At 57.9% G+C, this 25,596-nt stretch carries 24 protein-coding genes; 8 read left to right on the top strand and 16 right to left on the bottom strand.

Features of this window, described 5'->3' with window-relative positions; translation table 11 throughout:
• Positions 1 to 118: 118 nt before the first annotated feature.
• From secDF to LGH70_RS00530, 5 genes are all read right to left on the bottom strand, one after another.
• Entirely contained in the window at positions 119 to 3,124 is a 3,006-nt protein-coding gene (gene secDF, locus LGH70_RS00550) for a protein translocase subunit SecDF (protein ID WP_226181671.1), read from the bottom strand.
• 128 nt (positions 3,125 to 3,252) lie between these two features.
• Entirely contained in the window at positions 3,253 to 3,618 is a 366-nt protein-coding gene (locus tag LGH70_RS00545) for a hypothetical protein (RefSeq protein ID WP_226181669.1), read from the bottom strand.
• A gap of 246 nt (positions 3,619 to 3,864) precedes the next feature.
• Complete coding sequence (locus LGH70_RS00540) at positions 3,865 to 4,494, bottom strand: uridine kinase family protein (protein WP_226181667.1); 630 nt, start codon at positions 4,492 to 4,494, stop codon at positions 3,865 to 3,867.
• A 97-nt stretch (positions 4,495 to 4,591) separates the two neighbouring features.
• Positions 4,592 to 5,194, bottom strand: a complete 603-nt coding sequence (locus LGH70_RS00535; RefSeq protein ID WP_226181665.1) for a non-canonical purine NTP diphosphatase — start codon at positions 5,192 to 5,194, stop codon at positions 4,592 to 4,594.
• A 129-nt stretch (positions 5,195 to 5,323) separates the two neighbouring features.
• Entirely contained in the window at positions 5,324 to 5,683 is a 360-nt protein-coding gene (locus tag LGH70_RS00530; RefSeq protein ID WP_226181664.1) for a hypothetical protein, read from the bottom strand.
• A gap of 234 nt (positions 5,684 to 5,917) precedes the next feature.
• On the opposite strand from LGH70_RS00530, the gene LGH70_RS00525 reads away from it, so the two are divergent.
• The 4 genes from LGH70_RS00525 (at position 5,918) to hemC (ending at position 10,032) form a co-directional block, all read left to right on the top strand.
• Positions 5,918 to 6,166 carry a type B 50S ribosomal protein L31 gene (locus tag LGH70_RS00525; protein WP_226172573.1) on the top strand — a complete coding sequence of 83 codons (249 nt, stop codon included), beginning with the start codon at positions 5,918 to 5,920 and terminating at the stop codon, positions 6,164 to 6,166.
• A gap of 206 nt (positions 6,167 to 6,372) precedes the next feature.
• Entirely contained in the window at positions 6,373 to 7,608 is a 1,236-nt protein-coding gene (locus LGH70_RS00520) for a GlmU family protein (protein WP_226181663.1), read from the top strand.
• A gap of 140 nt (positions 7,609 to 7,748) precedes the next feature.
• Positions 7,749 to 8,885 (top strand): DNA polymerase III subunit, encoded by a 1,137-nt coding sequence (locus tag LGH70_RS00515; RefSeq protein ID WP_226181662.1) that lies wholly within the window; start codon positions 7,749 to 7,751, stop codon positions 8,883 to 8,885.
• A 199-nt stretch (positions 8,886 to 9,084) separates the two neighbouring features.
• Complete coding sequence (gene hemC, locus LGH70_RS00510) at positions 9,085 to 10,032, top strand: hydroxymethylbilane synthase (protein WP_226181661.1); 948 nt, start codon at positions 9,085 to 9,087, stop codon at positions 10,030 to 10,032.
• 59 nt (positions 10,033 to 10,091) lie between these two features.
• Here the strand turns inward: hemC and LGH70_RS00505 are convergent, their stop codons facing one another.
• Entirely contained in the window at positions 10,092 to 10,736 is a 645-nt protein-coding gene (locus tag LGH70_RS00505) for a DUF2238 domain-containing protein (RefSeq protein ID WP_226181660.1), read from the bottom strand.
• Positions 10,737 to 10,901: 165 nt separating this feature from the next.
• Here LGH70_RS00505 and LGH70_RS00500 point away from each other — a divergent pair, with 165 nt between their 5' ends.
• Together LGH70_RS00500 and LGH70_RS00495 are read left to right on the top strand one after the other, a co-directional pair.
• Positions 10,902 to 11,546: a peptidylprolyl isomerase gene (locus tag LGH70_RS00500; RefSeq protein WP_226181659.1), complete on the top strand. Its 645-nt coding sequence runs from the start codon at positions 10,902 to 10,904 to the stop codon at positions 11,544 to 11,546.
• Positions 11,547 to 11,561: 15 nt separating this feature from the next.
• Positions 11,562 to 12,470, top strand: coding sequence for an SDR family oxidoreductase (locus LGH70_RS00495; protein WP_226181658.1), 909 nt, complete (start codon positions 11,562 to 11,564; stop codon positions 12,468 to 12,470).
• A gap of 497 nt (positions 12,471 to 12,967) precedes the next feature.
• Here the strand turns inward: LGH70_RS00495 and LGH70_RS00490 are convergent, their stop codons facing one another.
• From LGH70_RS00490 to LGH70_RS00475, 4 genes are all read right to left on the bottom strand, one after another.
• Complete coding sequence (locus LGH70_RS00490; RefSeq protein WP_226181656.1) at positions 12,968 to 13,498, bottom strand: ABC transporter permease; 531 nt, start codon at positions 13,496 to 13,498, stop codon at positions 12,968 to 12,970.
• A 440-nt stretch (positions 13,499 to 13,938) separates the two neighbouring features.
• Positions 13,939 to 15,003, bottom strand: coding sequence for an ABC transporter permease (locus LGH70_RS00485; RefSeq protein ID WP_226181654.1), 1,065 nt, complete (start codon positions 15,001 to 15,003; stop codon positions 13,939 to 13,941).
• Between the two features lie 3 nt (positions 15,004 to 15,006).
• Entirely contained in the window at positions 15,007 to 16,743 is a 1,737-nt protein-coding gene (locus tag LGH70_RS00480; protein WP_226181652.1) for an ABC transporter substrate-binding protein, read from the bottom strand.
• Positions 16,744 to 16,832: 89 nt separating this feature from the next.
• Positions 16,833 to 16,985, bottom strand: a complete 153-nt coding sequence (locus LGH70_RS00475) for a hypothetical protein (protein ID WP_226181650.1) — start codon at positions 16,983 to 16,985, stop codon at positions 16,833 to 16,835.
• A gap of 371 nt (positions 16,986 to 17,356) precedes the next feature.
• On the opposite strand from LGH70_RS00475, the gene LGH70_RS00470 reads away from it, so the two are divergent.
• Positions 17,357 to 18,901: a hypothetical protein gene (locus LGH70_RS00470; RefSeq protein WP_226181648.1), complete on the top strand. Its 1,545-nt coding sequence runs from the start codon at positions 17,357 to 17,359 to the stop codon at positions 18,899 to 18,901.
• Here LGH70_RS00470 and LGH70_RS00465 read toward each other — a convergent pair.
• The 6 genes from LGH70_RS00465 to LGH70_RS00440 all read right to left on the bottom strand — a co-directional run bounded on the left by LGH70_RS00465 (position 18,898) and on the right by LGH70_RS00440 (position 24,967).
• Complete coding sequence (locus LGH70_RS00465; RefSeq protein ID WP_226181646.1) at positions 18,898 to 19,437, bottom strand: hypothetical protein; 540 nt, start codon at positions 19,435 to 19,437, stop codon at positions 18,898 to 18,900. The genes LGH70_RS00470 and LGH70_RS00465 overlap by 4 nt on opposite strands.
• 316 nt (positions 19,438 to 19,753) lie before the next feature.
• On the bottom strand, positions 19,754 to 20,488 hold the full coding sequence (locus LGH70_RS00460) for a LytR/AlgR family response regulator transcription factor (RefSeq protein ID WP_226181644.1): 735 nt from the start codon (positions 20,486 to 20,488) through the stop codon (positions 19,754 to 19,756).
• 58 nt (positions 20,489 to 20,546) lie between these two features.
• Complete coding sequence (locus tag LGH70_RS00455) at positions 20,547 to 21,356, bottom strand: response regulator (protein ID WP_226181642.1); 810 nt, start codon at positions 21,354 to 21,356, stop codon at positions 20,547 to 20,549.
• A 43-nt stretch (positions 21,357 to 21,399) separates the two neighbouring features.
• Positions 21,400 to 23,436, bottom strand: coding sequence for an OmpA family protein (locus LGH70_RS00450; RefSeq protein ID WP_226181640.1), 2,037 nt, complete (start codon positions 23,434 to 23,436; stop codon positions 21,400 to 21,402).
• Positions 23,437 to 23,485: 49 nt separating this feature from the next.
• Positions 23,486 to 24,550, bottom strand: coding sequence for a tetratricopeptide repeat protein (locus tag LGH70_RS00445; RefSeq protein ID WP_226181638.1), 1,065 nt, complete (start codon positions 24,548 to 24,550; stop codon positions 23,486 to 23,488).
• Between the two features lie 117 nt (positions 24,551 to 24,667).
• Positions 24,668 to 24,967 (bottom strand): hypothetical protein, encoded by a 300-nt coding sequence (locus tag LGH70_RS00440; protein WP_226181636.1) that lies wholly within the window; start codon positions 24,965 to 24,967, stop codon positions 24,668 to 24,670.
• A 170-nt stretch (positions 24,968 to 25,137) separates the two neighbouring features.
• On the opposite strand from LGH70_RS00440, the gene LGH70_RS00435 reads away from it, so the two are divergent.
• Entirely contained in the window at positions 25,138 to 25,560 is a 423-nt protein-coding gene (locus LGH70_RS00435) for a BrxA/BrxB family bacilliredoxin (RefSeq protein WP_226181633.1), read from the top strand.
• Positions 25,561 to 25,596: the final 36 nt, after the last annotated feature.

Genomic DNA, 25,596 nt, shown 5'->3' with positions numbered 1-25,596 from the left:
AAATGATTGATAAGCAGTGGAATCAGGGCAACAAAAAAAGCCTGACCGGTGAGGTCAGGCTTTTTCAATGATGCGCGAAATCCGATTCCCCCGAAAACTCCGGAGGAATCTATAGTCTTTACTGAACCGTGGTCGACAGCTTGGGCGCGTCGGCGTCGGAAATAACCGTCGAGGTGGTCGTGCCACGCTCCCGGGCCTCCTTGCGGCCGTAAGTGTCGAGGATAATCGGCGTGGCAATGAACAGCGACGAGTACGTACCGAAGATGATACCCACAATCATGGCGAAGGAGAACGAGCGGAGCGTCTCACCACCGAAGATGTAGAGCACGATTACTACCAGGAATACCGTGGTAAACGTAATCATGGTACGCGAGAAGGTGCTGTTCAGGGCGGGGTTTACTACCTGCGCAAAGGTCAGGTTGGGGTTCTCGCGCAGATATTCCCGGATCCGGTCGTAGATAACCACGGTGTCGTTCATCGAGAAGCCGATGATGGTCAGCACGGCGGCCACGAAGATTTGGTCCATTTCGTAGTTCAAACCGAACAGACGGGCAATGGGGTAAGCGGCAATAACCAGCAGGGCATCGTGGAAGAGGGCAATAACGGCGGCCATCGAGTACTGCCACTTTTCGAAGCGGAACAACACGTACACGAAGATACCCAGCAGGGTTAGGCCCAGGCTCAGCACCGAAGTCTTCTTGATGTCGTCGGCAATGGTAGCGCCTACTTTCGAGGTACTCTTGATCTGAGGGTTGTCGGCGCCGTACTGCTTCAGGCCGGCGAGCAAGGCGTTCTGCACTTTCTCGTCAGCGGCGGTGCTTTCATCCTCGGCCAGGTAGCCGGTCGTGATGCGCAGACGGTTAGCCGCGCCGAAGGTTTTTACCTCGGTACCGGCACCCTTGAAGTCATCAGCCAGCGACTCTTTCACGTCGGAAGCAACCTCGGCCTTGTTGAAATCAACCACGTAGCTGCGGCCACCGCGGAAGTCAACGCCCAGATTAGGACCACCCTGTACGGCCATCAGCACGAAGCCGATGATGATGAAGACAGTCGAGGCGATGTAGGCAATCTTGCGCTTGCCCACGATGTCGAAGTTCATGCCCTTAAACAGGTGGCGTGAAATCGGCGTGCTGAAGGTAATGCTGGTAGTTTCCTTGTTTTTGGTCAGCCACTCGATAATCATGCGCGACACGAACACGGCCGACAGGAACGAGGTCAGTACGCCGATACCCAGCGTAATGGCGAAGTTCTGCACGGGGCCCGTACCGAAGAAGCCCAGGATAACGGCAATCAGCATCGTCGTTACGTTGGAGTCGAAGATGGCCGAAAAAGCGCGGGCATAGCCCTTGTTGATGGCATCTTTCACGGTCAGGCCGTGGTCGAGTTCCTCCCGGATCCGCTCGAAGATCAGTACGTTGGCATCAACAGCCATACCGAAGGTCAGCACCAGACCGGCAATACCGGGCAGGGTGAGGGCCGTGCCGAACTGGGCCAGAACGCCCAGAATCAGGAAGCCGTTGAAGAGCAGCGCGGCGTCAGCCACCAGGCCGGCCTTACCGTAGTAGAGGGCCATAAACACCATAATCAGCACCAGGCCAGCCAACGACGAGTACAAGCCCTGGTTGATGGCTTCCTGCCCGAGCGACGGACCTACTACGGCTTCTTCCACGATGCGGGTAGGAGCGGGCAGCTTACCGGCTTTCAGTACGTTACCCAAGTCCTGGGCTTCTTCAATGGAGAAGTTGCCCGAAATGCTGGAGTTGCCACCGGCAATTTCAGCCTGCACCACCGGAGCCGAGTACACGTAGTCGTCGAGTACGATGGCAACCTGACGGCCAATGTTGGCGGCCGTCAAACGCTGCCACTTCTTGGCGCCCGAGGGGTTCATCTGCATCGATACCTCCGGACGACCACCCTGGTCGTAGTCCTGGCGGGCATCCGATACTACTTCGCCGCCGAGAGGAGCTACGGCCTCGCGGCCTTTGCGGATAGCGTAGAGCTGCAGGTATTCCTGGCCTTCGATTACGTCGGGCTTCACACCCCACAGGAACGTCAGGTTGGGGGGCAGTACGGCGCGAACTTCGGGCATTTTCAGCATCGAGTTCACGCGGGCCGTATCACGCACGTTCGAGCCCAGGGCACCGGGCATGGTGAAGAGTTTGGCCAGCGCGTTGCCCTGCTGCGGGTTAGCCGAGTCGGCAGCAGCAGTGGCAGGCTTCTTTTTAGCCAACTGGCTGGCCAGCGAAGAAGAGTCGCCGGCGGCCGTAGTAGCGGCCGTAGCGGTAGTGTCGGTGGTGGTAGCGGCAGCGGGAGCAGCGGCGGTGCCGTTCAGCTTGTCGGTGGCTTCTTTGGCCGTCAGCACTTCGTTGAGCTGGTTGAAGTAGGGGCCGAACTCATCCGTGCGCCATACTTCCCAGAACTCGAGCTTGGCCTGGCCCTGGAGTAGCTTGCGTACCCGGTCGGGGTTGTCGACGCCAGGTAGCTCAATCTGAATGCGGCCCGTGCCTTTCACCCGCTGGATGTTGGGCTGGTTTACCCCGAACTTATCCACGCGGGTGCGCAGAATGTTGAACGAGCGTTCAATGGCTTCTTCCTCTTCCTTGTCGATGGCAGCAATTACCTTCTCGTTGGTCGAGTTGATGTCGATACCACGGCTCTTGTTGGTCGTGTTGGCGAAGATTCGCGCCAGCCGGTCGTTGGGAGCAATGGTGCGGTAGGCCTGGGCAAACAGAGCCGTGAACGGCGTCGAGGGGTTGGTCTTCTGCAGCTCCTGGGCTTGCACGAGCGCCTTGTTGAAGTTTACATCCTTCGAGTTGCCCGACATAGCCCGCACGATTTCCACGGGCGAAACCTCCAGCGTTACGTGCATGCCACCTTTCAAATCAAGGCCGAGGCCCAGCTCTGAGGCGCGCACGTCGCGGTAGGTATAGGGGCCGAATACCGGCGCCCGCCACACCGAGTCGAGGTAGTGCTGGCGCTGGCGCTCGTCGAGCTTACCGCTCTTGGAGGCATACCTTACGGCATCCTGCTGCACCCCGCGTGAGATGTAGGTGAAGAAGAGAAAGTACGCGCACAAAGCCGTAACGACGACCGTAAGCGCGATAATAAGTCCTTTATTACGCATTGAGAGAAAATAAAATGGATTCGGGAAAAAGCAATCCGGATCAGGCAGTCTGGGCTGCCACGCACGAGTCTACTGCACTTGCAAAAGCACGCCGGCTACCGGGAGCCGCGCAATGGGGCCAGCCTGCGCTACGGAGCGTGCGGCGACAGAGCTGCCAGCAGCAGCCGGGAACGGAATAAATCGGGGATGGCACTGGGCCGGGGCTGCAAAACGGCCAGGCGCCGCTGCTGCCGGGGCCACACCAGCGGCTCAACGCCGGGCTGCCATATATCAAGGGCCGGAGCCAGCCACAACGCCAGGGGGGAAGTGGCTTCCAGGGTTACTTTTTGCTTTACCAGCGCCGCCTTGGGCCCCGCACCCACGCGCGTTTCCTTGCCCACCGGAATCCGGAAGGTGGCAACGGCCTGGTGGTTCAGCGCGAGCACAAACAGCAGGGTAGCTGTGAGCAGCGTGAAGCGCAGGCGAGGCAAAAAGTGGGAGATAAAGACCGACATTCTCAAAGCAATGGCTACAAATATAGCCAAACCCGGCAGCGCGGGCAAGGCAAACCGAGCAGATTAAGGGGCGAAAGGCTAACAAACAGTAGTATAATCCGTAGCGCCCAGCTCTTTTCAGCCCAGCTAAAGGTTCAAACCTTACTTTCCGGTGGCTGGTGCCCCCAAGAAAGCAACCAGCCCAAAAAAGCCTTGACCAGCTCCGTTCTGGAGCCAGCCAAGGCTGATATGGTCAACGGCGAAGTGCTATTTTTTGGCGGCGGCTACCTTGGTTTGCAGAAAAGAAACCAGCACCTCCAGGCCCCGGTCGAAGTGCCGGTTGTTGGGAATCACAATGTCGGCGTCCTGCTTGAAAGGCTTGATATACTTCTCGTAAGTAGGCGCTACGTGGTTGGTATAGCGGTAGAGCACGTCCTCTAGGTCGTAGCCCCGCTCGTCCCGGTCGCGCACGATGCGGCGCTGCAGCTTCACATGCTCCCGGGCATCGATGTAGACTTTCAGGTCAAGCAGCTTGGCTACTTCCTCGAAGTAAAACACGAAGATGCCTTCCACCACGACGATGGGAGCGGGCCGGAAGACCAGCTCGGCGGGCGTCACGTTGGGGTTGTTGAAGGTGTACTCCTGGCGGCGCACTTCCTTGCCCTGGCTGATCTGCAGCACGTCGGCCGCGTAAGCCGCCGAGTCGATGGAGGCGGGCAGGTCGAAATTGGTGACGCCGTTTACATCAATCTGCTGGCTTTCGCGCGGGTGGTAGTAGTTGTCCTGCGAAATCAGGCAGATATCTTCTTCAGGAAACGAGGCCAGCAGGCGGCGCAGAAAGGTGGTTTTGCCCGAGGCGCTGCCGCCCGTAATACCGACGATAAAAGGATGTTGCATGGGGGTGGGAAATGGCCCGTACCGACAGGGCCAACCCTGCAAAAGTAACAAAATGACTTGGGCCACGGCGTTTTTCGGCCGTAGCAGGCCCGAATAATTACGCTTTTGTTACTTTTTCGCCGTCCAGCGCCTGCAGAAAGTCTACCAGCTTGCCTACGGCCCGCGCCCGGTGACTCAGCGTGTTTTTCTCGGCCAGCGTCATTTCCGCGAAGGTTACTGTATGGCCTTCGGGCTGAAAAACCGGGTCGTAGCCGAAGCCATCCACGCCGCGCACGTCCTGCGTTATCTGGCCCGCCACGGCGCCGGCAAACTCGTGCACTACCCCACCGGGCAGGACCAGCGCGATAACCGTCCGGAAGTCGGCCTGGCGGTCAGCTTTGCCGTTCAGCTCCCGCAGCAGCTTGGCCACGTTGTCGGCGGCCGAGCGTTGGGGGCCGGCGTAGCGGGCCGAGTACACGCCCGGCTCCCCGCCCAGCGCGGCCACTTCCAGCCCGGTGTCGTCGGCGAAGCAGGAGGTCTGGTAGTGCTGCCACACGTACTCCGCTTTCTGGCGGGCATTGCCGGCCAGGGTGTCCTGGGTTTCGGGCAGCTCCTCGTGGCAGCCAATGTCGCGCAGGCTTACCAGCTCGATGCTGGCCGGCAGCAGGGCCCGGACTTCGGTGAGCTTGTGCTCATTGTTGGTAGCAAAACAGATTCGCATGCGGTGCAAGAGTGAAAGGTGAAGCTGCAAGGTCTTGGCGTGAGCCGCCGGCCAAAGATACGGACACAAAAAAACCGGCTTGGGGCCGGTCTGATTAGCGCACCATCTCACTATGTCACCTGCGCACGGCTAGCGGAACATCGATTTGATACTGCCCCAGGAGCGCTGCACGGCGCTGGGCGTCGTGTTCAGGACGGTTGTGTAGTTCTGGTCGCCGGCGGAGGTACGCACCGTCAGACGGTAGGTGAAGGGGCCCGCGCCATTGGTACCGCGGTACACGTTGGAGTCGAGGTAGAGGTAGCGGCGCTGGCTGCTGGGCTGCACCGTGGTCATGTGCGTGAACGAAGGCTCGTTGTTGGCCTTGCGCCACAGGTCGTAGGTCTGCACGCCGGTTTCGCTGGTCACTTCCCACTCCACGCGCACGTTGCTGCCATCAAACGTGGCCTGAAAAAGCGTAATAGTCGCACCGTAGGCCAGCGTCCCTATCAACAAGCATAAAATACTGAATAGAGTAGCCGTACGGGTCATAGGAAGCACAACAGGGGCGGAATAAGCACTGGGCAGGCAGAAACCAAAAATAAACATTTTCCAGTTCTATCGGCGGGTAGTACAGCGAAATCTAGAAAAGACGGCCGGTATTTTTAAAATCCGGAGCTAACGTGTACTTTTGCAGTCCCTTCCGCAAAATCGGCAGGGCCAGAAGGTTTAAACGGCATCACGACCATGAAAAAAGACATCCACCCCGAGTATCGCCAAGTTGTGTTCCAGGACACGTCGAGCGACTTTAAATTCATCACCCGCTCGACGATGAACTCCAACGAGACCATCACGATGGAGGACGGCAAGACTTACCCCGTTATCAAGGTGGAAGTTAGCAGCGCTTCGCACCCTTTCTACACCGGCAAAAACGTGTTTATCGACACCGCTGGCCGCGTTGAGAAATTCCGCAACCGCTACCAGAAGAAAGCTTAGCTCTGGCCGGTGGCCGCAAGCGGATGCCTGCTGCTTACTAGCTTATACAAAACTCCTTTCGGCCCCGCCGGAAGGAGTTTTTTGTTGGCCCCTGGGCAGGACGAAGCCGCAAAATTGTGCCCGCAGGCAGGCGTTCTACGACCAAGGCCCTAACTTGCCGCTTCGAATTCCGGCCTCCGTTTTCCGCCATTTATTTTCTGCCTCGCATGACTGTTCTGCTCTTCGACGACCCTGCCATCCGGCCCAATCTGCTGCCCTTCACCTTCACGCGCCCGGTAGCGGCCCTGCGCTGCGGCATCCTGACAATTGCGGAAAAGTGGCAGCACCGCCTGCAGCAGCCCGTGCATTACCTGACCGAGCAGTACCTGCAGGCCAAGTATCCGGCGGGTCCGGTGGGTGGTGCGGCTCTGGTTATCAACGGTGCGGTGTGCCCCGACGAGCTGCTCGCCAAGCAGGTGCAGGCCCTGCAGCCCGGCGAGGCCCTGATGGACGGTGAACTGCTGGTGGCTGCCCATCTGGCCGATGCCGCCCGCATTGCCGAGCTGATTCAGGATGGCTTCACCAACACGCGGGAAGTAGCCGAGCCTGTTATTGCCCTGCGCGAAGTATGGCACCTGTTTATGCAGAACGGGCCGGAAATTCGCCGCGACTTTACCCTCCTGACCAAGGGCCGCACCTCGCAGCCCATTGGCGATGCGCATACCATCGTGTATGCCCCCGAAAACATCTTTATCGAGGAAGGCGTCAAGATTCGGGCGGCTATTCTCAACGCCGAGGACGGACCGATTTACCTGGGAAAAAACTCGCAGGTGCACGAAGGCGCTATCATTAAAGGCCCACTGGCCTTGTGTGAAGGCTCGCACATCAACGCCGGGGCCAAAATGCGCGGCGACAACACCGTGGGGCCACACAGCAAAGTAGGCGGTGAGGTCGGCAACTCCATCCTGCTGGGCTACTCCAATAAGGGCCACGACGGTTATCTGGGCAACTCCGTGATTGGCGAATGGTGCAACCTGGGGGCTGACACGAACACCTCAAACCTGAAAAACAACTACGCCCCGGTGAAAATCTGGAGCCACAGCGCGGGCCGCTTCGTGAATACCGGCCAGCAGTTCTGCGGCCTGATGATGGGCGACCATAGCAAGTGCGGCATCAACACGATGTTCAACACGGGCACGGTCGTCGGGGTCGGGGCCAACATCTTCGGCGCCGGCTTCCCGCGCACCTTTATTCCGTCCTTCAGCTGGGGTGGGGCCGCGGGCTTCGAAACCTTCAAGCTGCCTAAAGTGGCAGAAGTAGCCGAGCGCGTCATGGCCCGCCGCCACCTCGACTACGACGCCACCGAGCAGGCCATCATGCAGCACGTGTTTGAGCAGACGGCCAAAGACCGGATCTGGGAAAAAGTCGTGGGCAAAGATGCCCCGGCCCCGGCGGCGGAGTAGCGGCCGGTAATTTTGCTGGCCGAAGCCTTGGCTGGTATAGCCGGCCAAGGCTTCGGCCGCCGCACACGGCAAGTCTCCAGACTTGCAGCAGCGAGGCTAAAGCTGCTGAAAGAACCACTGCCTGAGTAACTAACCAATTCATGCGCTTCTCCGACATACCCGGCCAGACTGATGTCAAGCGGGTGCTGGTGCAAACCGTGCACCGGCAGCACGTGGCCCACGCCCAGCTGTTTCGCGGGGCCGAAGGCTCGGCGGCTCTGGCTCTGGCCCTGGCCTACGCCACCTTTCTGAACTGCGAGCAGCGCGGCCCCGAGGCCCAGGATTCGTGCGGGCAGTGTCCGGCCTGTCAGAAAAACGACAAGCTGATTCACCCCGACCTGAACTTCATCCTGCCCGTCACCACCACCAAGGTTGTGAACAAGGATGCCATTAGCAGCAAATTTGCGGCCGACTGGCGCAGCTTCGTGCTCGAAAACCCCTACCAGGGTCTCAACGACTGGATGCAGCACATCGGGGCCGACAATAAGCAGGGCAGCATCTCGAAAGAAGAAAGCGTGCAGCTGCTGAAGCTCGTGTCGCTCAAGGCCTTCGAGGCGCAGTTCAAAGTCGTCATTATCTGGCTGCCCGAGCTGATGCACCCAGCTGCGGCCAATGCCGTGCTCAAGCTGCTGGAAGAGCCGCCGCCCGCCACCATTTTTCTGCTGGTAAGCTTCTCGCCCGAGCAGCTGCTGCCCACCATCATCAGCCGGGTGCAGCCCGTGGTGGTGCGGCCCTATTCCGAAACGGAAATCACCACGTTTCTGCGCGACCAGCACCAGGTGCCCGAAGTGAAGGCCCGCCAGATTGCCCAGCTCGCGGAAGGCAACCTCGGCGCGGCCCTAGCGTCCCGCGAAGCCGCTGCTGACAACGACTACTTCACTTTTTTTGTGGAGTGGATGCGCCAGTGCTACGGCTACAAAGTCGACCTGATTCTGGCCAAGACCGACGAGTTTCAGAAGATGGGCCGCGAAAATCAGAAGGAGTTTCTGCAATTTGGCCTCGGCATTCTGCGCAAGGTGCTGCTCTTCGGCATCGACGCGCAGTTTGTGCCCCACCTGCCGGCCGCCGAGCAGCAGTTCGTCTCGGGCTTCAGCCGCTTCGTGCACCGCGCCAACGCCGACGCGCTCAGCCAGGAGTTCAACGACGCGCACTACCACATTGAGCGCAACGCCAACCCCCGGATGGTCTTCGTGGATACGTCTCTGCGGATTGCTGAGCTGCTGAAAATACCAGCCTAAAGCCTGTAAACGCAGAAAATACAGTTTGCTAATTTGATATATTAGGTGCTAATCATGCTATAGCCACCGTGAGGCAGCCGACGGGTGTACCTTTGCCGGATCAATAATGCGCAGCCGGACGCTCGAATTCACAGGAATTCAAAAGTAAATTTTGTGGTTTGATTGGCTGCCTTTCCCGATTGCCGTTTTTCTCTTGTTCATGGATTTCAACCGACCTATTCGTATTGGTACCCGGGGCAGCCGACTGGCGCTCTGGCAAGCCCACCACGTAGCTGCTTGTCTGAAGCTAGCCCAGCTGGCCACCGAAATTGTCATCATCACGACCAAAGGTGACGTAGTGCTGGACCGCTCCCTGGATAAAATCGGGGCCAAGGGCGTGTTTACCGAAGAACTGGAGGAAAGTCTGCGCACCGGCGCCATCGACATTGCCGTGCACAGTGCCAAGGACGTGCAGAGCACTATTCCCGAGGATCTGGAGCTACTGGCTTTCATGGAGCGCGAGAAGGTTAACGACGTCATCGTCAGTTTCGATCCTGACCTCGACTTAAGCCGCCCCGACCTGATTCTGGGTACCAGCAGCACCCGCCGCAAGGCCATGCTGCGCCGACACTACCCGCACGCCACCACGGCCGAAGCCCGCGGCAACCTGCAAACCCGCCTGCGCAAGCTGGAGGAAGGCCAGTACCACGCCCTGGTGCTGGCCTACGCCGGCGTGCACCGCATGGAGTACGACCAGCTGATTCGCCATGTGCTGCCCGAAACCCAGTTTGTGCCCGCCACCGGGCAGGGCAGCGTTGCCATCGAGTGCGCCCGTAGTCTGGAGCCGGCCCTGAAAGAACTTCTGCAGCGCAGCCTGAACCACGAGCCCACGCACACCTGCCTGCTGGCCGAGCGCGCCTTCCTGCGCACGATGGAAGGCGGCTGCAGCATTCCCTCCTTTGCCCTGGCAACCTTCACTACGGAAGGCGCGGTGCAGCTGCACGGCGGCCTGATCAGCCTCGATGGGGAGCAGTATCTGGAAGAAACCCTGACGGCCACGGATGCGCAGCAGGTAGAAGCCATGGGCATCGAGCTGGCCGAGCGGATCCTCGGCCGGGGCGGCCGCCAGATTCTCGATGACATTCGCAGCCAGCGTGCTGAGAGCTAGATAGTGCGCGAATTTAAGCCACAAAAAAGGCCGGAACTGCTTCCGGCCTTTTTTGTGGCTTAAATAGTCTGAGCCGGAGGCTGCGGAGTTGCAAAACGCTCCCGTAGCCAGTAGAGCAGCAGGGCGAAGATGGCACCGCCCGTGTCGGCTAGCATATCCTTTTGCGCGTCCCAGATGTCGCCCTGACTACCCAGAAAAGCGGCCCCGGCGTCGCCGCCCGCCGTTTCGGCATACACCCACTCGAGGATTTCATAGGCCATGGCCACGGTACCAATTACGCACAGCGGAAACAGGTAGGCCACGGTCCGGTTGCGGATAACCTGATACCGGTCAATCAGCTCCAGAATGGCGAAGGCGTAGAACCCGACGCTGACGTGCGCCACCCGGTCATACATGTTGCGCTTGAAGCCAAACAGCTCATTAAACCACGCAAACGGTACCTTCTCGAAGGTGTAGTGGCCGCCGATAGTGTGCATGAACAGCAGCACGCTCATCAGCAGGTAGGCCAGGTTGGAAAACCGCACGCCGCGCACGTACAGAACCGTTAGGGCCGCGGCAATGACCATAATGGGCGCGTTTTCGGCCACCCAGGTGCCCCGCTCAGCCGGGTTGATGGCCAGGACGCTGAACAGAATGATATACGCCAGCAGAAGCAGCTTGGGAAACCAGTGCGGCGGCGGAGAAGCAGAGTAAGAAACGGGCATAGGGAAAAGTTAAAGACGAGCTTGGCGCACAATACGGATATTTCGCAGATTCGCCGGGCTGGGCGCGCAAAATTCCGCTAGTCCGGTTGTCTCGGCGCCGCTGGTGTAGCCCAGCCATCCGAAACCACGTAGTTTTGCCTTTCCATTCCTCACTTTCCTTTCGCTATGAAGTCCCTTTTCCGCGCTGCGGCGCTCTGCTGGCTGTTGATTTGCTTCCTGGCTCCGGTGGCCAACGCGGCCAAAGCGCCCAAAAAAAGTAAGAAAGACCAGGTCGTTACCATCAGTACTTCCCTCGGTGACATCCGCGTGCTGTTATTCGATGCGACGCCCCTGCACAAGGAAAACTTCCTGAAGCTGGCGGGAACTGGCTTTTACAACGGCACCACTTTCCACCGCGTCATCCCGAATTTCATGATTCAGGGCGGCGACGGCAACTCTAAAGATTCAAATCCGGCTAACGACGGCCTGGGACCGGACAACGACAAAACCATTCCCGCCGAAATTCGCCCCGAATTCTCGCACAAATACGGCGCTCTGGCCGCGGCCCGGCAGGGCGACTTCGTGAATCCCACGAAAGCCAGCAGCAGCACCCAGTTTTATATCGTGCAAAACCATGACGGCACCCCCCACCTCAACGGGGGCTACACGGTGTTTGGGCAGGTAATCAGCGGCCTGGACATCATCGATAAAATTGCCGCTCAACCCAAGGACATGCGCGACCGGCCGACGACGGACATCAAAATGACGATGAAAGTCGAGAAGCTGAAAAAGAAAAAAATCACGGAGCTCTACGGCTACAAATACGAGTAAGCTGCTGTCCTTGTCATGATCAACCGAATCCTAATTACCGGCTCCAACGGGCTGCTGGGGCAGAAGCTGGTGGCCCTGCTCCAGACGCAGCCCGGCGTCGAGCTGATTGCCACGTCACGGGGCGCTAATAAGCTGGCTGAGCTGTATCCGGCGGTGCGTTTCGTGCCCCTTGACGTGACGGACCGTGCCCAGGTGCAGGCGGTGCTACGGGCGGAGCGCCCCACCCACCTGATTCATACCGCAGCCATGACCAACGTGGATGAGTGCGAACTGAATCGGGAAGCCTGCTGGCTGCACAATGTGACGGCCGTGGAGCACTTGCTGGAAGCCTGTGAGCAGCTAGATATTCATCTGACGCACGTCAGCACCGATTTTATTTTCAGTGGGGAAGAAGGGCCGCTGGCGGAAGATGCCATTCCCAGCCCAGTCAATTTTTATGGCGAAAGCAAGCTGGCTGCTGAAAAGCTAGTGCAGGCCAGCCCGGCCCCGTGGGCCATTGTGCGCACCGTGCTGGTGTATGGCACCGCCCACGACTACGGCCGTACAAACATTGTGCTCTGGGTGCGCGACTCGCTGCGAGCCAATACCCCAATTAAGGTTGTCGACGACCAGTTCCGGACGCCTACGCTGGCGGAAGATCTGGCGCAGGGTTGCTGGCTGGTGGCCCGGCAGCACGCTACGGGCATCTTCCACATCAGCAGCAGTGAATTGCTCACACCCTACCAGATGGCGCTGCAGGTAGCCGACTTCTTTGGGCTGAATCGGGAGCTGATTAGCCGGGTTGATGCCAATAGCTTTTCGCAGCCGGCGCGGCGGCCTTTGCGCACCGGCTTTATCATCACCAAAGCGCAGCAGCAGCTTGGCTACCAGCCCCACACGTTTCAGGATGGTATAGCGCTCTTAGCCCGCCAAACGGAGGGCTAGGAGCTAGAGAAACAGTACTTTTAACGGAGCCTAAACGCAAAAAAACCGTTGGCAAAGCCAGCGGTTTTTTTACACACCTATTGCAACAACCTTCGGGTTTTGCCGCTACGAGCAGAGTAGCGGTTGCACCCATTCTCTATTATTTTGCGCCGGACTACGACGGAAAAATTTCAGCTATTGTGACTGAGTAGCCTTCATTGCGAGACGGCCAACAGTCGGTAAGAAGCAGTGCACTGGTATGGCTGGCTGTTTCTATATGACAATATTAGGGCAGGAATCAGCTGCTGTAAAGGATGATTTAAGCGTAATTGTGACAGTGTAATGAGCCTTGATAATTGGAGAAGACGCAGAGGGAATAGGGCATAATTTATCTACTGTTCCTGCCAGTAAATTCTCCTATTGCTTTTTAAATGCCGCTATATAAGCAGTTGGCCTGGTACGGTACTGCTGCACAATGAAAAGGATAAGCGCCGAATAGTGCCTCATTTGTGACAGATCTATTCGCCGCGTTTCTCTTTTTTGATTGAAGTCAAGGCAAGTTGGCGAAGGGCCAGCATCGTACACACGAGTACGGTGCCGGGCATCACAATGAGCCACCAGGCAGTGGGCTCCTGCCGGGCACTGGCTAGCGTGCGTCCCCAGCTGGCCGTTTGGGGCGGTAGGCCTACTCCCAAGAAAGAAAGGGTGGTTTCCAGCCCGATAAGTGTTGCTACGCTGAGCGGCAGCGCCGCCCCTACGACCTTCCATACTGCCGGTAGTGCATGGCGCAGAATAAGCTGCCAGTCGCGTAGCCCCAGCGCCCGTGCTGCTTCCATGTAGGGCAGCTGGCGGATGCGCTGCATTTCGGCCCGGGCCAGCTGCGCCGTCGAGGGCCAGTAAATCAGGGCCAAGGTTATCAGCAGCATAGGCGCAGAAGGGGGCTGAACAGCGGCTAAAGCCAACACCAGCACGAGGCGGGGAATTGCCGTCAACAGGGCAATCAGCAGCAGCACCGCGGCGTCCAGCGGCACCGGGTGGGTGGTAGACAATTTTCCGGAAATTCGCCTCACCACTACCAGCCCGCCGAATGCCACGGCGCCTATGCTGAGATATACTCCCAGGCTGGCATTCAGTACCGCTACCGCTAGCCCCAGGAGACCCAGAGTAACCATGACTACAGCTGACAGCCGTAGACGTTGGTTGCCCCAGTAGCCAGCTATACTGCCAAGGAATGTGCCCAGCAAGGCTGATACTATCGTAGCCGGCAGACTAATCAGGAGGGCCGTACGCGCGCCAAAAATCAGCCCGGCCAATACGTCACGGCCCGCCGAGTCGGTGCCCAGCCAATGCGCGCCGGAAAAGGGAGCAGCAGCAATGGCGTCCAGGTCAGGTGTATCGGGGGCGTAGGGTAGGGGCAGGATTTCCGCGCATACACTTAGCAGCAGTAGCACCAACAGCCACACCAGAGAAACGTATCGGCTTAGCTGCTTCACACCTCCAGCCGAATTCGTGGGTCAGCCTGGTAATAGAGCCAGTCAGCCAGAATTTGCGCGCCTAAGCGGGTTCCGGCAATGAGTAGTACCGCCCCCAGCAGAATGGGGAAATCCCGGGCCGCTGCCGCTTCAGCCAGCAGGCGGCCCATGCCCGGCAGCGCAAAAATCAGCTCCACCACAACAGCACCAGCTACCAGCGCGGGCAGCAGATCAGTTAAATAAGTAATGGCGGGCAAAAGGGCATTGCGCAACGCATGATGGCGGACAACCAGCCGCTGGGGAAGACCCTTGGCACGGGCAGTCACTACATAGTCGGCTTGCAGCTCGCGGGCAAGAGCATAGTCGAGCTGCACGACCAACGAAGGAAGACTCACCAACACCAAGCTGAACAAGGGAAGCGCCAAGTGGTGCAGATACTGCAATACCTGTATGCTCCAGGAGGTGTTATCACCAAAGTCAGCTAAACCATAGGCCGGGAACCAGGACAGCGCGTCGGGGTTGGCCAGCAGCAGCAGCAGCAGCAGGGCAATAACAAAGAGGGGCAGCGCGTGCAGGACGTGCAAGGCCGATAACAGGGCCGTACGAAGCCCGCGGTGGTTGGCAAGAAACAGAGTCAGCCACCGGGCCAAGACGCTGGTAACCAGAAAAGCAGCGGCCGTAAGTGGCAGGGTCGCGCCCAGGGCCAGCCGGAGCTGGGTTGTCACGGGCCGCCCATCCCGAAAAGAGTAGCCCAAGTCGCCCCGCAACACGCCAAGGAGCCAGCGGTGGTACTGGTTCTGAAACCCCTGCCACTGCCAGCGCCAAGCCAAAGCTCCCGAGGTAGACTGCGCGGCCGGCGTCACGTAAAACAGGGGCAAATCAAGGCCTAGGCGTCTGCGAATCAGGCGCTCCGTAGTTCGGATTTGCTTAGGCGTGGCGGTATGGCCCGCAATGCTGCTTTGCAGCTCTTCCGAAACGGTCTGAGTGGCCGATAACGACCGGCTGAGCAGAAAAATGATGGAAATTATTCCCCAGGCTGCCGGTACTGCGCGGGCCAGACGAGCTAACAGAAACCGCCTCATGCCCTACTGCGCGGCTGGTTTGGCCTGTATAGCCGTGGCCATGTAGCCTGGCCGCAGCCCAGTTACCTGCAAATTCGTAAGCTGAGCAGAAGCCGCCACGCGGGAGCGTAAAAAGAACAGTACCGTTAGCGGCTTTTCGTCGTGCAACAGGCGTTGGAAGCGGCGCAGCAGCTGCACCTGACGTGCCTCCTGCTTCTCGGCGGCAATGGCCTCAATCAGCTGGTCGCTGGCGGCAGTTCCAAATCCGGTATGGTTACCCGTGCCTATGCTTTTGGTGTGCAGAATGGGGGCAAAATTGTAGACAAACGGGTTGCCGGTAATCGTAAACAGATACATGTCGACTGTGCCGGCGCGTAGCTTTTCCCGAAACAGTGACGACTCCAGGGGCTGCGGCTGCACTGGAATGCCCAGCTGTGCCGCCGCGCTGCGCAGTTGCAGGGCTATGGTTTCAAAGGCCGGGTCGGTGGTGCGGTAGCTAATCGTGAGACGAAGACGCTCTGGCGCTCCGGTAGCGGCGCGGCGCAGCCATCCGCCATCCGTCTGGCGTTGCCAACCCGCTTTTTGCAGCAAGGCAAGGGCCGTATTAGGGTCATAGGTGGGTAGGGGCAGGCTATCATTATAGCCTGGGCCCGAGTTTGGCCGTATCAACCCGACGCTGGGAAAGGCCAAGCCCTGCTGAGTGGCTTGGATTAAAGCCGGAACGTTGAACAGATGGGATAGAGCCTGCCGCGTCATTTTGTCCTGTAAAGCCGGGCGTCTGATGTTAAAGCAAGCCGTTATCATTTTATACGAATCGGCTGTGTAGAACTGCAGCGTGGCGCCGTTGTCCTTGTCTTGCCGAAGACGCTGAAACTCTTTGGCGGGCATTCCCGGATACACTTCCAGATCCCCACGACGCAGAGCCAACACAGCCGTGGCCGCATCCGGAATAATCTGGTAATTCAGCTTTGCCGGGTGAGCCTGTAGGGGCAACAATTCCGACCGAAGCTGATCGGCCCACCACTTGGGCTTGCGCTTAAAGGAAATAAAACGATTGGTTTCCCAGGCTTCTAGGGTATAAGGGCCACAGCCGGGCAGGCGCTCCGGGTGGTGGTCAAGCTGTGCCTGCTTGTACCGACGCACAAAAGCGCCAATAGCCGCATGATGTTGATCTGCGGCAGTATCGGCGCGTAGCGCGGTGAGTGAGAAAGGGCGCAGTTGGCCCTTAGGATCCAGCGGATATTCTGGTAGAATAATATAATCGCCAGAAGACCATGCGTATTCCGGCGACCGACCCGAACAAACAAGCGTGAAGCGACGGGAATCAGTAGAATCCAGGCGGATATCCCGGATAAAGCCCCACTGCGCCTGATTGCTCTCCGTGGGGAGCCCGGGGCAGTTCATCACCTTCAAGGTAAATGCCACATCCTGTGCCAGCACGGGCTGGCCATTATCCCATACTGCTTCGGGGCGGATGCGGTATGTAAGCAGAGTAAGCGAGTCTGTTTGCTCTACCGTGGGCAACGCTTCAGCTAAGCAGGGAGTAAACTGCTGCTTGCTGGGGTCGACAGACAGGAGACTGGAATAGAGTAGGTTGGCAGCTTCAAGCGCGTTTTCGTTGGGCAGTACCAGAGGATCCAGATTTTCGGGGTCCCGCTCCCAGCGAATACGAATGGCCGACTTATTTACTTCCTGGCGGGATGAGCAGGCGCAAAATGCGCCGCTCATCACAGCCAGAATTCCAAGTACAAGGTGCTTCATGAAGAGGTTACTGCTCGGATACGCGTGCCGGGCAAGTTAATTAACATTCTACAGGAAGCCGAACGCCACAGGCCGCAGGTGCGAGTCGCTTAGTCGCCGCCCCAGCCGCCGCCGCCTTGTTCGGCTTCAGAAGGTGTTGCGACAATAACCGTTTTATCGGTGTTGGCGCGGGTGTCGTTAGCTTCAGGAGCATTTGTGAAGCTGGCGAGCTGAAGCAGAGCAATGGCGATGAGTTCTAACATGGCGCTTTGAGATGTTGAGTCGTTCGGGAGTTGGAATGACACAAAGTTGCTTCACATATAAGCCTGCGTAAAGGAAAGATATTCGACAAAAGTGACTTTGATTAAATTTATAGTAAATTGAATTTTTAAGCTATTGATTAAGCGCTAGATCATTGTTGCAGCGCATTGTGATATATCGTGAGCACTCAAGCGTTGTGAATGTATTCCAATTGTGACTTTTTGAACTCCCACAAGATAGATTTACCCAATCACAAAGGTGCAACGGTTAGAGCCAAGAAATAAAGGAAATAATTTGTCAATTTGTGACAGGTTTTATTCTCCTTTTTTCAACTTGCATATGCTAAGTGCAAGGTATCAACGCCGATTTAGACATGGAAAAACTCAGTAATCTGGCCAAAATTGTGACAGACCGCCGCGTCAAGGAGTCACCGTTGTTTGATTTTTCCGCTAAAAAGGCATTTAACAAAGACCTGAAGCTTATTCGGCTGCTTGAAAACGAGCCAGATAGTACTCAGTTGCAGCTAACCAAAGCGCTGTACGGAAAGGTTTCGACCACAAGCAACACGTCTTTTCGCAAGCTAAAGTCGCGGGTGCAGCAAAAGCTTCTGAATCATCTGTACTTCCTGGAACAGTCGGATCCGCGTCACTTGGTGTCGAGAAGATACGAATTGCAGTGTATAGGGTTATACCACCAGGTCACTATTCTGTACCGCGAAGGAGAGTACATGCTGGCCGAGCAGCTCTTGCGCAAGTGCCTGCGGCAGGCTATCGAGGGAGAGTTTACGGAGTATGCGGTAATGGCCACCCGCCTGCTCAGCAAGCTGTATGTGGATTTGCGCCAGCCCGCCCGCTACAGATCCGTAAGCAAGCAGCTAAAGCAACTACAGCATTTGATGGCGTTGGAGGATGAAGCCGGACAGATATACTGGAGCAGCAAAATGGCCCAGGCGCACACGGTGCGTGCCAGGCGTGCCTTATTGAACGAACTGCCGGGCTACTTGGCGCAACTGCAGCAGCTGCATGAAAAAGCCCAGAGCTACATCACGTTCAACTACTTGTACCTGACGCAGCTTACCCTGCTGGAGTTTACGGGTAATTACGAGGAGATAATCAAAGTGACTACCACGACCGAAAAGCTGTGGGCAAAAGGAAAAATTAATCGGCGCCGGTTTGACAGCCGTTTCAATAACTACATGACGGCGTATGCCTACCTGCATAGCAAGCAGGCCAGCAAAGGTCTACAGCTGTCGGAAGGATATCTGAAGGATTTTCACCCTTCTTCCGGCAACTGGTTTTTTTTCATGGAAAACTACGTACTACTGGCCTTGCACGCCGGGCAGTATAGCCAAGCGCAGCAACTGCTGGAAATGGCCCACAAAAATCCCTACTTCCGCAAGCAGCGGGCGGCAGCCCGGCAGCGCTGGGACTTATATAAAGCGTATATCTACTTTTTGCAGCCGGAGAATTCGCCCCTAACGCTGCGGCACTTCAACCAGTTTGTGCAAACCGTACCGGACTACAGCCGAGACAAGCAGGGCTATAATGTGGCTATTCTGATATTGCAGTACTTAAACTTCTTGCGGCGCCAGGATGTAGAAAACCTGCTGGCCCGCCTTGAGAGCCTGCGCAAATACGAGCAACGCCACTTACGAGAGTCGGCTACGCTGCGTAGCCAGCTGTTTTTTCGCTTGTTGGTGCTGACGGTAAAGGAAAACTTCGATCCGGAGGCCTGCAGCAAGAAAGGCCAGCCTTTGCTGAACCGGCTGCACGATGCCCCTCAGCCGGGGGAGGCCTATGCCGAAATCGAGATTATCCCATACGAGGCCTTATGGGGCATGACGCTGGATATGCTGCGGGCTAATGTGGCCAGCAACAAAGCCGAAGAACAAGCGCGTCGGGCCCGGATATCGGCCTAGGAGCGGCTGCCCACCGCCGTGCTGGCGTGTGCTTTAGGCAATGCTTTTTTGGCCGGCGTGCCAGAAACAGTCTTGGGCTTCGGTACGACTACCTTCTTAGCTGGGGCTTTGGGAGCCGATACTGGCCGGGCTGCCACAGCCGCTACGGGAGTTGCTGGTGGCGCAACGGCAACGGCGGTAGTAGCTGGTACTGGCACTGGTGCTGAGACAGTCGTGAGGGCTACGTACCGCTGATACTGCGCCTCAGTCAGCATGCCTTTGAGCTTTTCGGCATATTCCTTATCTACCACGGCCATCTTGCTTTGCAGCATAGCCGGGTCGATGCTGTACATCTGCTTGAGGTCGTTTTCCTGAACAAGCCGTTCGTAAGTGGCCCGTTTTACTTGAGTAGTGCGCGCATCGTCGAGGGCAATCTGCTGGGCAAGCTTGCGCGTATTTTCGACGGCCTGAGTCCGCAGATCAGGGACTTGTTGTGCGGTGGCAGATAAGACGCTACCCAAGACGGCAGCAACAAAGAAGAAGGAAAGTTTCTTCATGAAGAAGGGGAGCAGAAGAGTAGGCGTGTATGTATGCTCACAAAGAAACAAAACAATATTGATATAATGCAGTATGACTGGAAAAATATTGCAGTATCAGAAGAAAGAATAGTGTAGCTCCTGCGTAATATGTTGACTGCTGCCTAGTGTGGATGTATAGGCAGCAATGAAACAGCCACTTATCACCTCTAAGCGCCGATAACGGCTGCGAGGGCAACAAGTGGCTGATCATAATACGGATGCCGCAGGAGCCAGGTATCCCACAGTAACCGGGTACTGATTCGCTTTAGAAGGCGGCGGGAGCGAATACCAAGGGCTAAAACTTGTTTAGCCGCTGCAAAACTTCCCGCAGGTAGGTCTGGCCGATGGGAATCTGCTTGTTATCAATGGTAATGGTGTTATCCTCGATGGCCTGCACGCGCTTCAGATTGACGATAAAAGAGCGGTGAGCCCGCACAAACATGGCGCCGGGAAATTTCTCCTCGACAGCCTTCATGGTGCTGTAGACGATGAGCTTGCTGTGGGGCATTACAATGTGGACATAGTCGCCAAGGGCTTCCACGTAGCAAACATCGTTGAAAAGCACCTTAACCAGCTTGGTATCGACCTTGACGAAGGTGAAATCGGGGTCGGTGCTGGCGGCGTTGGCGGTACTAGGCGCAGTAGATTCGGTAGCATCCTCAAACAGCTCGAGGGCTTTCTGGGCCGCTTTCAGAAACCGTGCGTAGCTGATGGGCTTTACCAAGTAATCGACTACGTCGTACTCGAAAGCTTCAACGGCGTATTCCTTGCTGCTCGTAATGAGGATAACCAGGGGCGGATTCTGCAGGGTGCTGAGCAGATCGAGCCCGGACATGAGCGGCATCTCAACGTCGAGAAACAGCAGGTCGACGGGCTGGGCACGCAGCTGCTCGGACGCGGCCAGGGCGTTATCGTAAGTGCCGACCGCCGTCAGGAAAGGAGTATTGGCAATGCAGTTCGTAACAATCTGAACGGATAGCGGATCGTCGTCGACAACGAGACAACGCAGGGAGGAGGTGGGTGCTGGCATAAGGCCAAAGGTATAAGAAGACCGGAGAACTAGAATATATGTCTTTTAAGGCAGCTTTCTAGGAGGAATGCTGCTGTAAACGAGACTCGAGCTGAGGATATAACAATGAAAGATGCTTTCCAATACTGTCTACTAACTGCTGCGAGCTGGCGGCGCTGAGAGAAGTGCCTGGCCTTTCGAGCTGTTCGAGCTGTACCTGCAGCGCTGGCACCCCGAAATAAACAACCTGCCCTTTCAGCTTGTGGGCCACCCGGGCCTGAACAGCTGAGCCGGAATCGGTGGAGGACAGGACCAGCTCCTGGTAGAGCGCGGGCGTCTGCTGCAGAAAGGTGGTAATTATTTGCGCAATAAAAGCTTCGTTGCCGGAGGCTAGTTCTTCCAGGATGCTCCAGTCGGGCTCAATCCGGCCATCGATGGGCGCATCCGGATCAGTAGTTTCCCGCTGCTGGGTGGCGGCTTGCGCCGAAAGACGGGTGTAATGAGCCAGGCTGGCGTGCAGCAAGGCCGGGTCGAAAGGCTTGGCCAGCGTGGCATTCATACCGGCGGCTAAGGCCAAAGCCTGATCTTCGGCCGAGGCGGAAGCCGTGAGGCCAATGATGGGCAGCCGGAGCAGTGGCGGGTAGCTGCGCAGCCGCCGGGTAGCCTCGTAGCCGTCCATTTCCGGCATTTGCACGTCCATCAGAATAGCGTCGAAGGTCTGGGCCGTGGCTAGCTCAACGGCCTGGCGCCCATTGTCGGCCAGGGCCACTTCCACGTTCCAGTCTTCCAGCGCCCGGCAGACCACAAGCTGGTTCAGCTCGTTGTCATCGGCCACCAATACGCGCAAGGCAGGCTCGAAGGGCGGAAGTTTGTCGGTGGAAAACGGCATAGTGAAAAGGTAGCAGGCACCAGAAGCACCTCAATTGGCGAGTTTATTTGCCAATTACTTTGAATTCGGTGCGGCGGTTTAGCTGGCGGCCACCTTTAGTGTTATTGGTGGCTACCGGTTGCGAGTCGCCGTAACCGGCGAAGGTCAGTCGGCCCTTGTCTACGCCTTTGGCCACTAGGTAGTCTACTACGGCTTTGGCGCGGCGCTGGCTCAAATCCTTGTTGTATTCGGCTTTGCCCACGTTATCGGTGTGGCCCGAAATTTCGAGGCGCAGGGCGGGCGTTTCGACCAGCAGCTTCTGCAGACGCTCCAGCTCGGCGGTGCTTTCCTTGCGGAGGCTGGCCTTGTCGAAGTCAAAGAAAATATTGTTCAGCACCACTTTCACGCCCACATTCAGCTTCTTCAGGGCAATGTCCTTCACCACTTCCGAGTAAGCCGCACCGGCGGGCAGGTCGAAGTTTTCGGAGTGAAACAGGTAGCCTTCCTGCCGCACCACGATGCCGTAGTTCACGCCCGAAGGCAGCGACACCAGGTAGCGGCCCGATTGGGCATTGGCCCGAAAGGAAGCAATCAGCTCGTTGCGCGAGTTGTCGACCACATCGATGGTAGCCTCCAGGGGAAGCTTGCTGGCCTCATCGGTCACCACGCCCTTCAGAATGGTTACCTGGGCCGTGGCAATGGGCACCGGTGGCGCCAGCGACGCTTCTTTCACCGGCTGGGCGCGGGAAGCCAGCAGCTGGTCTTCCTGCGACAATACCGGCGGCTTTTCAGCTCCCAGGAACGTAATCTGGTAGATGTCTTTGCTGCCCAGCCCGTCGTCGCGGAAGGAGGAATAGTAGCCGTGGCGGCCCGAGGCCGAAATCACGAAGAACACATCATCGTCGGGGGTGTTGATGGGCCAGCCCAGGTTTTCGGGCTGACTCCACTTGCCGTTTTCGAACACCGACTTAAAGATGTCGTAGCCGCCCATCGAGTTGTGGCCTTCCGAGCTGAAGTACATCGTTTTGCCGTCGGGGTGCAGAAACACGCCTTCCTCGCCGTAGGGCGTGTTGATGGTGGAACCCAGATTCACGGCCGGGCCGCGTCCCTCAATCTCCACTTTGTAAATGTCGCGGTTGCCGAGGCCGCCCTGTTTGTCGCTCACGAAATACAGGCTGCGGCCGTCGGGCGTGTAGGCCGCCGACGATTCGTGGTACTTGCTGTTGATGCGCGGGCCCATTTTCTCGGGCTTCTTCCAGGCGGCCCCGCGCAGCTCGGCTTCCTGCAGGTCGCCGCCGTTGTCTTCCACGTACACCAGCATGCGCTGCCCGTCGGGCGCGAGGCCGACCGTGGCGTCGTGGCCTTCGTTGTTGACGGGCTTGCCCAGGTTGCGGGCCGCCGACCAGCCGTTGGCCGTGCGCGTGCTCTGGTAGATATCCTCGAAGAAGCCGCCGGTTTCGGGGTCCCGCTCCTTGCCCGTCGAGTTGTCGCGGCGCGAGGTGAAGAGAATCACGGATTCATCGGCCGAAATGACGGCGCCATAGTCAGCGTAAGGCGAGTTGATGGCGGCGCCGATGTTGTCGATAAAGACGCGGGAAGGGTTTTTCTCCAGCTTCTGCCCGTTTTCGCACTCCTTTATTTTCTTGGTAATAGCCGCCGTGAGCTGGGCGGTATTCTTACCGGCAGTGGCAGGCTGAGCGGCTTTGTACTCGGCAATGGCCTCGTTCCACTTCGCATTCAGGTGCAGGCCCTGACCCAGCAGGTAATGAATGCGCGGGTCAATGTCGGCATTGAGCTGGTAGGCTTTCTGGAGGTAGGGCAGGGCGCGGGGCTTGTAGCCCGAGTGCAGATAACAGTCGCCGATGCGCAGGTTGAGGCGGGCGTTGTTGGGGTTGAACTTCTGGGCCAGTAGGTAGTGGGGCAGGGCCTGCTCGTAGCGGGGCGGGTCCATATCGTACCACTCGTCGCCGGTTTTGATTTCCCGCTGGGCTTCCTTCAGCCCGTCTTTGTCGGACCGGAAATTGTCTTTGTCAAACTCCACGTTTTGGGCCGCGGCAACTTGCGTGAGCAGGAGTAGAGCTAGGAGCAGAATTCTAGACATGAGGACCACTTTCTTGCAGAGTAGGAGGGCGTAGGGGTAAAGCAAAGCATTATTCGGCACCGCAGCCGGAGTTGGCGGCATAGCTAGAGCCGGTTTCCAGGCCCAGCTCGGCGGCTTTTTTCCAGTCCTGGCAGGCCCCGTCGGCCTCGCGCAGCATCTCGCGGGCGTGGCCGCGGTTCATGTAAGCCTCGGCGTACTGGGCGTTGAGGGCAATGGCCTTGGAGGCGTCGGCGGCGGCATTCTTGTAGTCGTCCAGCTTGAGGCGGGCCGCGGCGCGGTTGTTCCAGGCAAAGGCGTAGCTGCCATCCAGCTCAATGGCCTTGGTGAAATCTTCCACGGCGCCTTTGTAGTCGCCGGCGTCGTAGCGGGTGCTGCCGCGGTTGGTGAAGGCCGTGGCGTTGTCCTGCTTTTTGCTCAGGTAAGCGTTATAGTCGGCCAGGGCGCCTTTCAGGTCGTTGGCGCGGCGCTTGGCGGCAGCGCGGTTGAGCAAAGCCGGCAGGAAATCGGGCTGCAAGCTCAGGGCCTTGGTGTAGTCCTGAATAGCCGCGTCGAAATTGCTGAGCTTACGCTGGGCGCTGGCCCGGTCGTGGTAGGCATAGGCATAGTTCGGGTCGACTTTAATAGCCTGGTCGAAATCGGCTTTGGCCGCTTTGAAGTCGCCTTTCTCGAACAGCAGGGCCCCGCGGTAGTACCAGGCCGGTGCGTAGTCGGGCTTGATTTCGGTGGCTTTGCCGTAGTCCAGCTCGGCCTCGGCGGGCTTGCCCAGGGCTTCCTGGGCCTGGGCCCGCCCGAAGTAGTTGCTGAAGCCCGTGGCTTCCAACTTAATGGCCTGGTCGTAGTCCTGCACGGCCATCTGGTACTCCTTCAGCTCGTAGCGGGTGGTGGCGCGGTTGTAGAAGGCCTTGGCAAAATCGGGCCGCAGGGTCAGGGCTTTGTCGAAATCCTGAATGGCGGCCCGGTAGCTTTTGCTGTTATACTTGGCTACGCCGCTGTTATAGAGCTTTTCGGCCTGCTGGGCGGGCGGCAGGGTAGAAGCCCGCACGGTATCTACCTGCGCCTGCGCCGTCGTGGCCGATAAGCCCAGCCCAAGGGCAAGGAGTAAGACTTTCTGCATGTTGATGGGAGTGGTGTAGTCTGACACCTTAAATGTACTTTTATTTGCCCTAACGGCCCAACTGCCTCTTTTCTTTCTCTTGAATAGCATTTTGTCGTTACTATTCTGCCGCAACGACTAGCGCGCAATTTCCGGCTGGGCCCGTACCAGCTGCTCCCACTCCTCGGTCAAAGAGCCGGTAAAAACGCTGCGGCCGGCCCGCCGGTACCAGTAGGCCGCGTTGCCCAGGTCGCCTTCCTGCCGGTGCAGGTAGGCATGCAGCCAGTTGTGCCGCTGGTCCCGGTCGGTGACCTGGGCCAGGGTGTGAGCCTGTTCCCACTGCTGCCGGCCCGCGTACCAGAGACCCTGCAGGACCAAGGAAATACCGGTAGGCGGCTCGGCCTCGGCAAGGCAGGCAACGAAGGATTCGTAGGTCATACCCACAAATATATTGAACAGGAAATACAGCTGCTGGTGTTAGGGGCCTAACCATTGGCATGGTCGGTGGGTTATGCAAGCATGGCCGCCGGAGTTTGCGTATTTTTGTCCGGCCTTAGGGCCTTATTTTCTGATTTCTCTCATTCTCACTTTCAGCCCATTTTTTAGCAATGGCAACGTATCCTGAATACATGGTAGCTCCCATCCGGCAAGACCTCACGTCGGCTGGTTTCGAGCAACTGATGACCCCCGAAGAAGTTGATTCGGTTCTGAACTCGCAAAGCGGCACGGTGCTGTTGGCCGTTAACTCGGTATGCGGCTGCGCGGCCGCCAAAGCCCGCCCGGCCCTGAAAATGGCCGTGTCGAGCTCGGAGAAGAAGCCCGCCAAGCTCGTAACGGTGTTTGCTGGCATGGAAACCGAAGCCGTAGCCAAAGCCCGTGAGCATATGCTGCCCTATCCGCCCTCGTCGCCCAGCATTGCCCTCTTCAAGGACGGCGAGCTGGTGCACGTAATCGAGCGGCACCACATCGAAGGCAATGACCTGATGCGCATCGTCGACAACCTGCAGGGCGCTTTCGACGAGTACTGCTAGGTTTTAAGCCGTTCCAGCAACACATAAAAAGGCCCG

The organism is Hymenobacter nitidus, assembly GCF_020447315.1.
Taxonomy (GTDB): Bacteria; Bacteroidota; Bacteroidia; order Cytophagales; family Hymenobacteraceae; genus Hymenobacter; species Hymenobacter nitidus.
The sequence above is the reverse complement of the archived record's forward strand: the minus strand, read 5'-3'. Positions and strand labels throughout refer to the sequence as shown.

Coding starts and splice junctions, on each gene's coding strand:
- secDF (WP_226181671.1), bottom strand. CDS start 3,124: ATGCGTAATAAAGGACTTATTATCGCGCTTACGGTCGTCGTTACGGCT.
- LGH70_RS00545 (WP_226181669.1), bottom strand. CDS start 3,618: ATGTCGGTCTTTATCTCCCACTTTTTGCCTCGCCTGCGCTTCACGCTG.
- LGH70_RS00540 (WP_226181667.1), bottom strand. CDS start 4,494: ATGCAACATCCTTTTATCGTCGGTATTACGGGCGGCAGCGCCTCGGGC.
- LGH70_RS00535 (WP_226181665.1), bottom strand. CDS start 5,194: ATGCGAATCTGTTTTGCTACCAACAATGAGCACAAGCTCACCGAAGTC.
- LGH70_RS00525 (WP_226172573.1), top strand. CDS start 5,918: ATGAAAAAAGACATCCACCCCGAGTATCGCCAAGTTGTGTTCCAGGAC.
- LGH70_RS00520 (WP_226181663.1), top strand. CDS start 6,373: ATGACTGTTCTGCTCTTCGACGACCCTGCCATCCGGCCCAATCTGCTG.
- LGH70_RS00515 (WP_226181662.1), top strand. CDS start 7,749: ATGCGCTTCTCCGACATACCCGGCCAGACTGATGTCAAGCGGGTGCTG.
- hemC (WP_226181661.1), top strand. CDS start 9,085: ATGGATTTCAACCGACCTATTCGTATTGGTACCCGGGGCAGCCGACTG.
- LGH70_RS00505 (WP_226181660.1), bottom strand. CDS start 10,736: ATGCCCGTTTCTTACTCTGCTTCTCCGCCGCCGCACTGGTTTCCCAAG.
- LGH70_RS00500 (WP_226181659.1), top strand. CDS start 10,902: ATGAAGTCCCTTTTCCGCGCTGCGGCGCTCTGCTGGCTGTTGATTTGC.
- LGH70_RS00495 (WP_226181658.1), top strand. CDS start 11,562: ATGATCAACCGAATCCTAATTACCGGCTCCAACGGGCTGCTGGGGCAG.
- LGH70_RS00485 (WP_226181654.1), bottom strand. CDS start 15,003: ATGAGGCGGTTTCTGTTAGCTCGTCTGGCCCGCGCAGTACCGGCAGCC.
- LGH70_RS00480 (WP_226181652.1), bottom strand. CDS start 16,743: ATGAAGCACCTTGTACTTGGAATTCTGGCTGTGATGAGCGGCGCATTT.
- LGH70_RS00475 (WP_226181650.1), bottom strand. CDS start 16,985: ATGTTAGAACTCATCGCCATTGCTCTGCTTCAGCTCGCCAGCTTCACA.
- LGH70_RS00470 (WP_226181648.1), top strand. CDS start 17,357: ATGGAAAAACTCAGTAATCTGGCCAAAATTGTGACAGACCGCCGCGTC.
- LGH70_RS00465 (WP_226181646.1), bottom strand. CDS start 19,437: ATGAAGAAACTTTCCTTCTTCTTTGTTGCTGCCGTCTTGGGTAGCGTC.
- LGH70_RS00460 (WP_226181644.1), bottom strand. CDS start 20,488: ATGCCAGCACCCACCTCCTCCCTGCGTTGTCTCGTTGTCGACGACGAT.
- LGH70_RS00455 (WP_226181642.1), bottom strand. CDS start 21,356: ATGCCGTTTTCCACCGACAAACTTCCGCCCTTCGAGCCTGCCTTGCGC.
- LGH70_RS00450 (WP_226181640.1), bottom strand. CDS start 23,436: ATGTCTAGAATTCTGCTCCTAGCTCTACTCCTGCTCACGCAAGTTGCC.
- LGH70_RS00445 (WP_226181638.1), bottom strand. CDS start 24,550: ATGCAGAAAGTCTTACTCCTTGCCCTTGGGCTGGGCTTATCGGCCACG.
- LGH70_RS00440 (WP_226181636.1), bottom strand. CDS start 24,967: ATGACCTACGAATCCTTCGTTGCCTGCCTTGCCGAGGCCGAGCCGCCT.
- LGH70_RS00435 (WP_226181633.1), top strand. CDS start 25,138: ATGGCAACGTATCCTGAATACATGGTAGCTCCCATCCGGCAAGACCTC.